Source organism: Xenorhabdus sp. BG5, assembly GCF_015163665.1.
GTDB lineage: Bacteria > Pseudomonadota > Gammaproteobacteria > Enterobacterales > Enterobacteriaceae > Xenorhabdus.
Genome location: NZ_JADEUG010000001.1, coordinates 206,004 through 218,785, shown reverse-complemented (window position 1 = coordinate 218,785; position 12,782 = coordinate 206,004). Strand labels below are relative to the sequence as shown.

4 protein-coding genes are annotated in these 12,782 nt (G+C 45.0%); all 4 read left to right on the top strand.

Annotation, left to right across the window (positions count from 1 at the left end):
- The first annotated feature begins 7 nt into the window (after window positions 1-7).
- The 4 genes from IQ209_RS00910 to IQ209_RS00895 all read left to right on the top strand — a co-directional run bounded on the left by IQ209_RS00910 (window position 8) and on the right by IQ209_RS00895 (window position 12,781).
- Window positions 8-970: a TauD/TfdA family dioxygenase gene (locus IQ209_RS00910; protein WP_193848150.1), complete on the top strand. Its 963-nt coding sequence runs from the start codon at window positions 8-10 to the stop codon at window positions 968-970.
- Between the two features lie 117 nt (window positions 971-1,087).
- Window positions 1,088-6,016: a type I polyketide synthase gene (locus IQ209_RS00905; protein ID WP_193848148.1), complete on the top strand. Its 4,929-nt coding sequence runs from the start codon at window positions 1,088-1,090 to the stop codon at window positions 6,014-6,016.
- A gap of 4 nt (window positions 6,017-6,020) precedes the next feature.
- The gene (locus IQ209_RS00900; RefSeq protein ID WP_193848146.1) at window positions 6,021-11,534 is read left to right on the top strand and encodes an aminotransferase class III-fold pyridoxal phosphate-dependent enzyme; all 5,514 of its coding nucleotides are present in this window, start codon (window positions 6,021-6,023) and stop codon (window positions 11,532-11,534) included.
- Window positions 11,531-12,781 carry an MFS transporter gene (locus IQ209_RS00895; RefSeq protein ID WP_193848144.1) on the top strand — a complete coding sequence of 417 codons (1,251 nt, stop codon included), beginning with the start codon at window positions 11,531-11,533 and terminating at the stop codon, window positions 12,779-12,781. Before IQ209_RS00900 ends, IQ209_RS00895 begins: the two co-directional genes overlap by 4 nt.
- The last annotated feature ends 1 nt before the right edge of the window (window position 12,782 follow it).

The following is a 12,782-nucleotide window of genomic DNA, read 5'->3' as shown; positions in this document are numbered from 1 at the left end:
AATAACCATGAACCCATCTATATATTCAATTGAATTGTCAACTTCAGAAGTTAATGAAATTCAAGCCCTCATCGGGCAATTGCAAAAACGTTATCATTCTACTGATGATCAAGATTTTGTTAGCGCCTTGCCTGAATGGGTAGAATCATTACCAACCCGATTGCGTGTTGAATTAAAAAGATTTCGTAACCAGGGTTATCCATTGGCTGTAATAAAGGGGTACCCTGATATGTCAGGGACCATAGGGCCAACCCCAAATCATTGGAAGGATGTTTACAACACGAATAGCAACTATGACTATTATTGTTGTTTGATGTCGAGCCTGTGTGGTGATGTGGTAGGTTTTTCTGATTTGCAGGAAGGAAAACTGGTTCAGGAGATATTCCCAATCAAAAAGGATGCCGGTAAGCAACTTGGGACAGGCTCTGTCAACCTATTACTGCATACTGAAGATTCCTCCCTGGGCTATCGGGCGGATTATCTTGGTTTTATGTGTATCCGTAACAACTATCGAATCTCAACTTGTATCTCAATACCGGATTTTTCCAAATTGAGTGAGAAAACGCTCACCCTCCTCAAAAGAAATAAATTCCGTATCTTTAATGACCGACCTTGCCTGTCGAAGGAAGAGCGTGATGAAAATTATACCATCTGTCCCATTCTTACAGGCAGTGGCGATAATATCCATATGCGCTATGACCCACTGTATCTGGATAAAGAAGCATTGGATGACGAAGAGCGTGAGGCTGTAGCCGAACTGGAAGAATTAACTGAGGCGGCGGTATTTGATTTGGTTTTAAGTCCGGGTGAAGTTGCTTTTATTGATAATTATCGTTGTGCTCATGGCCGCAAGGCGTATCAACCTAAATACGACGGAACTGACCGTTGGTTGAAGCGTACCCAAATATTAACAAGGTTGCGTGATTTCAAGCACATGATGCTACCTGGACGCATTAACGTATTGCCTTAAATCTAAGCATAAGGATTAGGCTTTTGCTTTCTTTAATCATGAATTGCCAGGTTAAAAAATGAAACAAAAGCCTGTATGGATTGTATATATGTAATTTTTTTATTTGGCTTAATAGTTATGCATAAACAAAACAAAAATACAGAGAATGAGTGTTTTGTCGAGCAATGGCAAGCCTGCTTACAGGGGCTTGACGCGGATAATATCCTTATTCTGGCGTTATTGAAAAAAGCGCTTGGCGATGTTGATGCAATACGGTTTAACGACATGCAATCTAAGCGTCGGCTAAGTTGGCGCCAATTACTGTGCAGCATTGTTCGCGTTTATCGTTACTTATGTGAGCTGGAAGTTGCACGTGGCCAACGAGTAGTGACAATTTCACATAATCGCTGGGAGTTATTGGCCATTGAATTTGCCTGTCAGATTAAAGGGGCGATTTATACCCCACTGTATGCCAGTTATCCTGAAGAAATGATTGCCCATTGTCTGTCACTGACAGAACCCATTTTAGTTATTACTGAAACCGCGGAGCATGTGCAGTCCTTGCCGCGGAATTCTTCGTGGCATGTCATCACATTGGAACCTTCCAATGTTTTTACCGATTTTTCCACCATTGATAGCGACATTCACCAAGTTACCGCGGATAAGACGGTCAGTGATAAGGGGATTGGGGCAGTATTACACAGTTCGCTGATTACAGATTTACGGGCAACGCAGGCAGAGCAAGCTTTTTGCTTGATGTTCACTTCAGGCTCCAGCGGGAAACCTAAGGGAGTATTGCTTAGTCAGGCCAATATTCTTTCACAGCAACAAGCTCTGAAAGCGTTATGGCATTTCGATGGCCCGCAATCTTTTCTCAGTTATTTACCGTGGCACCATAGTTTTGGTGGCTTATTTGAAAAATATACAGCTATTTTTAGTCAGGCCGTATTACATATTGATAACAGCCGGGGGGTGGATATTGCGCGGTTATGCGCCAACCTAAGCCAGCTAAAGCCGACGCGGTTTTTCAGTGTACCGAAAATACTGACCGCGGTTGCCAATAAGATGAAGGATTCAGCGAATTTTTACCACGAGGTGGTTCCTTCATTGCAAATGATCTTTTCTGCTGCGTCCAAACTGCCTGCGGAAATCGACGATTATTTCAACCGTTGTGACATTCAGGTCGTTGAGGGTTGGGGGCTGACTGAGACAAGCCCTTGCCTGACACTCAAGGGATTAGACAGTAAAGAACCGAACAGTGTAGGCCGTCCTTTACCTAATGTGACACTCCGTATTGATGAAGAAACTGGGGAGATTTTGGCTAAAGGGCCGAATGTTATGTTGGGTTATTATGCTGATGAAGCTGCGACCCAGCGCTGTTTCAAGCAACAATGGTTCAGGACTGGCGATCTCGGCAAAATGGTTAATGGAGAACTGGTGCTATTGGGGCGGTTAGATGCAGTCAGGAAACTGTCCAATGGTGAAAAGGTTTCCAGTGATACTATCGAACAAAGTTTGTTTGCTAAGACCGATATTATTAGCCATGCCATTATTGAGATTGAGCAAAGGCCATACGTCACAGCGTTATTGTTTATCAATCCTGAGCTTCGTCGCCAGACGTTAAGTGAGGATTGTACACTCCAGCATTCACCACGTTTGCGGGAATATATCTTACAGGTCTTGCAGCAGCACAATCATCAGGTAACGGAAATTTCCCACAAGTTGATAGCGGTTGCGATCACCGAAACACCACTGTCTGCTGATAAAGGTGAAATCACGCCATCATTTAAAGTCTCCCAGCGTACCGTGCGAGAAAATTACCGTGCTGTGCTTGATGCACTCTATGACACTGAGAGATCTTTCAATTTAAATCCGGCATGCCATTCATTTCTGAAAATTTCAGCCAATCACCCTGTTTCTTCCATTATCTCCCAGAATAACCTTTTGGCAGAACCCATTAATTGGGAAACGTTTATACACATCATTGGTCAAGTCAGGGGACAAAATCTGTCAGGTGATGATGCCCAGAGATCCTTGCTTGACCTTGGTTATAATTCATTGACGATAGTTCAATTGGCGGAGAGCTTAAGCCAGGCTAGTGGTCAAATCGTCACAGAAATAGCGCTGTTCTCCAGTTCGTCAATCCATCAACTTTGGCAAAGATTAGTGACACGGACGACGGAGGAAATTTTCCGCCAGGCCAATACCACAGAAAAAATGCTGTCAGGACAAGATCAGGCCGATGTGGCGATTATCGGCTATGCAGGGCGTTTTCCCGGCGCAGAGGATTGCGGGCAGTTATGGGAAAACTTGCTTGCAGGCAAAAGTATGTTTAGTCGTTGCCCTGACGATCGCCCCTTTATGGCTACGTTGTTGGCAGAATTTGCAGCCAAAGGCATCCAATTAAGTGGGGCATTTTGCAACGATATCCGTCAATTTAACCATAGCTTCTTTCAAATCAATCCCAAAGACGCCCGATTGATGGATCCCCAACACAGGTTATTGTTGATGGTGACATGGGAAGCCATTGAACAGGCTAACCTGAGCTTAGATGACCTGAAGGAGAGCCGAACTGGTGTATTTATCGGTATCAGCCAAAATGGTTATCGGCAATTGTTACAGGATTACCAAACGGAGACGGGAGAAGAGGGTTATCCGAGTAGTGCAATTAACAATCAGAATAGTATATGCGCCAATCGATTGTCATATTTTCTGGACTTAAGGGGACCTTCATTAATTGTCGATACCTTGTGCTCATCATCATTGGTGGCATTGCATCAAGCGCGTCTGAGTATTGAACGGGGAGAATGTGATACTGCCATTGTCGGAGGAGTACACCTGCAATTGGATATGGCTCATTTTAGGGAAATGAACCAGTTGGAAGTGTTGTCCAGTGATGGAATATGCCGCCCTTTTGATGCCGAGGCGAACGGAACCGTGTTGGGCGAGGGCGCAGGGGTCGTGATCCTTAAACGCCATGATCTTGCCCTGCGTGATAAAAATGATGTCAAGGCAATCCTGCTGGCTTCTGAGGTTTATCATGGTGGCCGTAGTAACGGCATTACAGCGCCCGATCCGCTTTCACAACAACGGTTATTGGAGCAGTGTTGGAAGAATGCAGGTGTAAAAGCGAGTGATATCGCTTATTTCGAAACACATGGCACCGGCACGCGCTTGGGGGATCCTATCGAGCTGGCTGGAATTAGCGCTTGTTTTCATGACCAAAAAATGCAGACTCCCTGTTATCTTGGGGCTATTAAAGCCAATATAGGTCACCTTGAAGCCGCAGCAGGTATTACCGGGTTGATCAAATTACTATTGATTGACCAGCACAGAATGGCACCACCAGTGGCAGCATTTAGCCAATTGAATCCCCGAATCTCGCTGGCCGAAGGGCAACTGGCGATCCCTACGACAATACAACCGTTACCTGCTGAAAAAAGTTGTTTGGCTGTCAGTGCTTTTGGTATGGGAGGAACGGGTGCGCATGTAGTCATTAAAAGTAATGGCAACCCTCCTTTTTCTGATGCGGAACAAATAAGCGAAACGTTGCCTTGTGTGTTGAGTGGATGTGATCAAGCTCATCTCCAGGCTGTTGCCACCCGTTTATTAACTTATGTGCAACAGCAAGTGATGCAACAAAAATTTGTCCTAATGCATTTCTGTCAGGCGCTGGCTCAACGCACAGTGCTACCGGTTGTTTGTACTTTGGGGGTAAATAGCACTGAACAATTGATTGACCAGTTATCTGCAATAGCCAGTGGGGAGCTTGTTGGTTATCGTGCCAGTGCAGCCAGCAGCCAGGATAATACGACAACCCTGGCATTGTTTTTTGCCGGACAGGGAACCCAATCGGTGGCAATGGCGGAACAGTTGTATCGGCACAATGGGCAATTTGCACAGTGGCTCGATCACATCGATCAATTGTGTTCTGAAATAACGCATGAAAGCGGGCAGCCAAAGGTGGAGGTAAAACATCTGCTGACTGAGCAGGTGGATGAACAGACGATCCATCGTACCGAATTTGCACAGGTGATTTTATTTGCTTTCGAGTATGCATTGTACCAATGCCTGCGCCCCGCTATCGGGCATGTCGATATTCTGCTTGGCCATAGTCTTGGCGAATATGTTGCGGCCTGTATAGCCAATGTATTTTCATTGAAAGAGGGGCTTAGGATCATCATTAAACGCGCCCAACTGATGGAGGCGAGTGATTCCAATGGTGCCATGATGATGGTGAACGGTTCGGCTGAGCAACTTGGCACCTTAATTGAGTCTGTTAAAACAGACAATGGCGCGGAGTGGTGTGCTGGCCTGACTATTGCTGTCGAAAATAGTGAAACCAATACAATTATTAGTGGCTCACGTAGTGTGCTTGAGCATTTCCAGCCGCAATTAGAGCGGCATGGTTTCCATTCTCGCTTTATCAATACCAATAGGGCATTCCATTCTCCAATGATGACGGATGCAGCCCAAGAATTTGGAATATTTCTCGCCAATATCCCCCTTAAGGCAGCAGATATACCCATTTTGTCTAATCTGACGGGGCAACCGGAAACGGATTGTTTCGCTACGGCAGAATATTGGCAACAGCATATGTTAGGTCGTGTACTGTTCCGCTATAACCTGAATAAATTAACTGCCATGGCAGGGCTGAAGATCATTGAGATTGGCCCCAAAGGTATGATCGGCGCGTTGCTCGATGAAGTTCCACAATATCATCTGGCCTCAGCGTGTTGTCCTTCTCAGAAAAACCAGCAGCTCAATTATTGTGATTTAGTGGCAGTGTTAGCCAGTGAGCATTTATCTGGTTCACCAAGAGACTGGCTGGCGATGTATGCGCCATTCACGCCTAAACCCGCCTTATTACCAGCAAGAAAATTATTGACAGAAGACTACTGGTTTACGGGAACTACCATCGCTCCGTCATCGAATGGGGCAAGGCAACAAAAACCTGACGAACATTTCAACCTGACTGAGCGTGAGCCTCTCGCCATCATGCAACAACAAATTGACTGTATGAACGCTATCTTCCAGGCCCAATCAGAAATTATGAAGGGAATGTAACATAATGACTCAATTGCCAAATGAAATTAAACACTCTCTGCAAAGTTGGTTACAGTCAGAATTAGCAAGTGAACATGTGCCTACCGATACTGACTTTTTGGCACTGGGTATTGAATCTCTCACATTGATTAGACTGAAAAACAACATTAAATCCCAATATGGTGTCGATATTGGTATTGGAAAGTTTTTTAAAGGATTATCGACTATTGATAAGGTTGCTAATTTTGTTAGCAGGCAGGCACAACCCGCTTCGATTGATAACTTGAGCAATCAACCACAGACAGTATCTGTGCCGATACCGCCAATAGCAGAGCCGGAGCCACAAGCGCATGTTCTAACGCCGCCAACAATATCGTTATCACCCTCTGTATCGCCTTCGGCGATGATGTCTAACAAACAGATTGTTACTGGCCGCGAAAATCAGACTGTTATTAGCAACAGCCCAGGCATGGAGATTAAACACGGCATTATGGCTGCCCAATTAAACGCCATGCAGCAATTATTCCAACAGCAGTTGGCAGTGTTGCAATATCTTGGGGGAGGAAGCGCTGTTCCGACGACTGGTGACCAGCCCCCCGCCGCCATTCAGCGGCCAGATCCCACTTTAATTTCAACATCAGACAACCTTTCATCTAAAGAGAGTGTTGTTAGCGAGCCATTAGTGACATCTGGTGAAAAAGCCAAATTTACCTACAAACCCGTTGATACTGCCGAGCCTGTACAGTGTGATGCTGAAACGACGGCATTTATTCAGCATTACAACGCGAAAACCAGTGCATCAAAAGCGGCTATCCAGAAATATCGGAGGGTGCTCTGTGATAACCGCAACTCGATTCAGTTCAACAGTAAGCTCAAAGAATTGTGTTATCCGATTGTGGGAAAAACCGCAAAAGGAGCACATTTTACTGATCTGAACGGCAATGTCTTTATTGACATTGCGATGGGGTTTGGCGTCAACTTTTTTGGGCATAATCCTGATTTTATCCAACAGGCTTTACAAAAAAGGCTTCAACGTGGTTTTCATCTCGGGCCGCTTGATGAGTCTGGTATGGTTGTCGCGGATTTAATCGCTGAAATCACGGGTGTTGAGCGAGTGGCTTTCACCAATTCAGGCACCGAGGCAATTATGCTTGCCTGTCGCGTAGCCAGGGCTGCTAGCGGGAAAAGGAAGATCGTTATCTTCAATAATGCCTACCATGGTCACTATACGGAAATCCTCTTTATGGGAGGAATGAGAGAGGGAGAGATATTCCCTCAATCTAGCGGCATTCCTGAAGATTTAGGGCGGGATATAGTGATACTCAATTATGGCGAACAACAAAGCCTAGACTATATTACCGCTCACGGAAATGAAATTGCTATGGTCATGGTTGAACCCGTCCAATCGCGCAATATCAACCTACGGCCCAAATCTTTTATTCAGACGTTACGAAAAATCACGGCACAGCAGAATGTGGTATTGCTATTCGATGAGATCATTACTGGTTTTCGTTATCACCCAAAAGGAGCGCAACATTACTATCAGGTCAAGGCTGATTTGGTGACATATGGCAAAGTCATCGGGGGTGGTATGCCTATCGGTGTTTTGGCTGGCGATGCGGCAATAATGGATTACCTTGATGGGGGTTTCTGGCAATTTGGTGACGCGTCTTATCCACCCAATGAGACCACCTTTTTTGCCGGAACGTTTTGTAAACATCCGCTGGCGATGGCCGCAGCTGAGGCAACGTTATTACATATGAAAACGATGGGGCCTGCATTACAAACTGATTTGAATGACAGAACCTCAGGCTTTGTTGAGCGGCTCAATGCGCTGTTCACTACAGCAAATTGCGGTATAGAAGTTGCGAACTTTGGCTCATTATTCAAGTTCAGTCAGAAAAAAACACACGAACTATTTTTCCATAACTTGTTAATGAATGGGGTTTATACCTGGGAAGGGCGTACCTGTTTCCTCTCTACAGCTCATGATGATAACGTGTTAAATGAATGTTTCGATGCTTTTGAAAAAACCATCGAGAAGATTTCTGCCAAACCCCGCTTGCTGAACGTACCTGTAGAATCAAAAGCGCCAGTGAACGTTGTCGTACCCGAATTTAGGATGCAGAAGAATTTGGCGATGTCCAGTTGGTACGATCCGGCGGCATCAAAATCTTACAATGAATTCGTTCAGTATGTGATCACAGACGGATTGCAGCAGCATCGTTTAAACAGCACCATTGAGTATTTGTTCAATCGTCACCAACAATTGCGCCAGGTTTTTTGTCCTGAAACCTTTAAAACGGTGACAGGTCAATTTGATCATCATGCCGCAATACGTACTGAACCGGCGATCATGGATTCACCAGAACAGTTTTTACAATGGCGGCAAAGTTGTCTGGATGAAGAGTTTGCGCTTGATCGTGGGCCGATGTTTAGGGTGCATGTAGCACAGATTGATTTAGCTCTGCCATTATGGAGTGAGACACCTTTAGCACAACATGCACTTAACCACAGCCGTGTGGATATGATTTTTTTGGTTGCCCACCATGCTATTGTTGATGGTGTCTCTTTGGATGTATTAATTGATGAGCTGGTGGCTGTTTATCATGGCGCTGGCGATTTGCCTCCAGCCTGTCAGTATCATGATTATTTGGAGCGTCTGGCCGCATTCAAAAAGACCCCGGATTTTATTCACCAGAAATCATTCTGGCACAAGTACCTGTCTGGCTGGCAGAGGGATTTGGCAAATTTACCCGTATCGGCTCCTGTCGTGCTGACAGAAGAAGGGAATGTACTTACGACGGGCGGTTTTTATCTTGAGAAATTGCCAGCTGACTTGACGACTAAGATTTTGGCTTATGCGGCTGAACAGCGTGTGACTCCTTACATGCTGATGTATACCGTCTACTCTATTTTTCTGGGTACGATACTCAAACAATCCCAGTTTGTTATGTCTACTTCGGTATCCGGGCGTAACTTTGACAATTTCGACAATCTGGTGGGCTTGACGACGGCAATGTTGCCCGTTCGGGTAAATACTTGCAATGGTGAACAACGTTTCAGTGAGTATCTTGACCTTACTTGTGAACAATTGTTGGATATTTTTTCTAACCAGGATGTCACGATTGAAGATTTGACGGTACAGAATTGCAGCCTGGGGCATCGTTCGGAAATGGTAAACCGTTATCTTAATTACGACTTCAATTTCAGTCCCCGTAAACTTAAGTTTAATGAAAGTGGCAGTTGGTCTTTGTTACTGGATAACCCCAAACGCTACATTGTTGGTCAATTGTCTTTGGATGTATTTCAGAGCGAGCACGATCTGTATTTACATTGGGAATATGCAGCACAAGCCTACAACAAGGCGCAAATCAAAACGCTGTCAGGTAAACTGGGTCAGTTACTGGATTATCTCATTAACTCCCCGGAGAGGGATGCACTGACACTGGCTGATATTGTCACTTATCTGAACTCGCTGGATACACCCTCTATTGCCATTGGGCCGTTGCGGAGGGATTTTCTGTACAAGGCACCAATCCATGCCTTGTTTGAACGGCAAGCCGCCGATGATCCACAGGCATGTGCATTAATCGATGCCAGTTTGAAAGAAGGACAGCGTCAGCTTTCATTTGCCGAATTGAACCGACAGGCAAATGCATTGGCACATCATTTTCTGCAACAAGGTTTACAGCCAGAAGAGCCTGTTTTTATCAGTGTACGTCGTGGGATACCCTTAGCCATCTCGGTATTAGCAGTACTGAAAGCGGGGGGCGTGTACGTTCCTATTGATAAGAAGCTACCGTTTACCCAAGTCGAATTCTTGCTCTCAGAACTTACTCCGCGATTTGCCCTGCTTGATGGGGATTATGGCGGCTTAAATGACGGTAATGAGGTGAGAAACTCTGCCCATATTTCGTTGCTGAAAACGCTATCTCATGTCCGGTATTTCAACTTTTACGATGAAAGGATATTGCTACGTCAATGTGGGGTTGCCTCGGGGGATACCGCGTTACTGCAAAATCCGGGAAAAGTAATACCTGCGGGGCAAACAGCCTATATTACCTGTACCTCAGGAAGTACCCAAAATGCTAACAACGTGATGAACTCTCATGGGGCTATCGCCCATCACTGTTTGATGATGAGGGAATATCTGGCGATTTGTTCGGAAGATCGGATGCTTCAATTTACCGATTTGTGCTGGGATATCGTTCTTGAGGAACTTTTTCCTGTTTGGAACGCAGGAGGCAGGGTTGTATTTTTCGGTGATACCCCGCCAAATACGTTTGCTGATTTCAACCAATTGCTGATTGAACAACAGATTACGTTGGCCGATTTACCGTCTACCTATTGGCAAGGATGGGTGGATAGTTTGGAAGATCCTGCCATAGATTACCCATCCCACTTACGGCGTATTTTAGTGGGAACTGAAAAAGTTGATCCACAGACGTTGAAAAAGTGGCAGAAATTCGTACCTGAAGGGGTAATTTTCTCCAATGCTTACGCCCAAACTGAAACCACTATTACCGCTACGGATTCAGTGATTACTAGGGATACACCGGTGGGAGAAACTGTGCCGCTTGGGAGGCCGCTAGCCAATACCGGATTTTATGTGCTGGACGAATCAGGCAAGCCAGTGCCCCGCGGTGAGCCTGGTGAACTGTATATTGGTGGCCCGCTGGTATCGAAGGGATACTACGGCAATGACACTCTGACAGCCACCAGATATGTCGTTGATCCTTATATCCCTGCCGAAATTTGTAACCAGACAGCACCACTTATGTACAAAACCGGTGATTTGGTCAGCATGGATGAACAGGGATGTCTGTCTTTTCTTGGTCGAACAGATTTTCAGATCAAGGTGCGAGGTTATCGCATTGAGCCAACCCAGCTGGAAAGTGCCATTGGTCAGTGGGAAGAAATCGAACAAGTTGTACTGACGACAAACAGCGTGATTGATTCGCGTATTCCTGTGGCAGAAACAAAATTGCTTTGTTATGTGAAAACTCAGGCCGACAAAGTTGTACAAAAAGAATTAAGTGAACGGATCCGCCAGTTCATTAGCTGTAATTTTGCTCATTATATGCAACCACATCGCATCGTCTATCTGACTGAATTCCCTAAAACTGCCAACGGCAAAGTTTCGATAAAGCAGTTTCCTTTGCCGGAACGAACTGTACCTAATGATCCTTTACAGTATCTTAACCATTCGGCAGGTCGTTTGTTGATGACTCATCTTGGGCAACGTGAACTGGATATGGGCGAAAGTTTCGTGGCGTCGGGCGGGGATTCGTTAACCGCGATCAAGATCTTATCTGCATTGCAAAAAGAGCATGGAGTCACCCTTAAGTTGCCGGAGTTTATGGCTTGTCCAACATTGGCTAGCCTGATCGAATGGATAGATTCAGCATTGGTTGTGAACAAAGAAGAGTCTGTATCACAAGCATTCGTGCCGGATAGCCATAAGCAGATAGCCGGGCGAAAAGAAAAACCTGTATTACAGGCTCGTCGTCGTAACAAAAAGGGAATTGTTGGATGAAGGGCATACAGGGATTCTATCCGCTCTGGATTGGCATAGCTGTGTCGATATTTGGCAGTGAATTGACGGAATTTGCTTTCGGATTATGGCTGCTTCAGAAACAAATGTCAGTCATGGCTTACACGAATATGTATTTAGTATTAGTGCTTCCGGCCTTTTTACTGATGCCGTTAGTGGGCTATGTGATTGATCACTACGATAAACGCAAGGTGCTGTTACTAACCGAAGGGATTGCGGGTTTGGCCTTAGCCATTGTGCTCTTGTGCAATCATTTTGGCTATATCAATTCCATCGTAGTCTATCTGTATATCGCCCTGACCAGCGTGCTGACCGCGTTGCAGATTGACTGTTACAGCACTCTGGTTTTTCGGCTGGTTCCACAATCTTCATTAAATCGGGCAAATGCGTTGGGCAGTCTTAGCGATTCATTGCCACAAATGCTTGCTCCGGTTGTTGGCGCGTTTCTGTTCTCTCACTATGGCCTGGGCATGGTGCTGACGGTTGATCTTCTAACCTTTATGGTAAGTGCGTTCGCCGCAGGATTATTGTTTAGGGTAAAAGCGGTACAGTTTCTGCCGCACGATGATGGCATATTATCTAAGTTGAATTGGAAAGCCATTTTTCCTGATATGGAATGTGTTCGTTTGGTTAAAGCATCACCAGAAATGACGTATATGATCGGGTATACCTTTTTTAAGTCAATTTTGGTTGGTGGAACGCTAATTACGATTGTTCCTTATTTTACAACCTATTTTTCTGTCGCAGATGCAGGCTACATGATGTCTATCGGCGGAGTTTCTATGGTGATCGTCAGTCTGATGTCGGCATGGAAGCCTGCTATATTGCGACATATGCCATTGTTGTTATTGGAATTCTTATTTGCGATAGGCTTTGTGGTATTGACGCAGATAAAAAATGCTTATGTCTCAGTGGCTTGTATTGCGATCAGCTTTATCACGATGCGAATAAGCATTATTAAAATGCAAACGTTATGGCAAACCATTGTGCCGAAAATCTATCACGGTCGTGTTTTTGCCTTACGTAATTTGGTTAAGACATTCAGTAGCTTCATTATTTATCTTATCACTGGGATTGTCTTGGAAATATTACTGGCCCAAGAGGGCGGGTGGGCGATTTGGGGGCAAAGTAACCCGATGGATCTTTATTTTATTGGGATCACCCTACTGATATTACCTCCCTTACTTATCACGACACAAAAACTGTTATTAGCGATAGGGGGGAAATAGT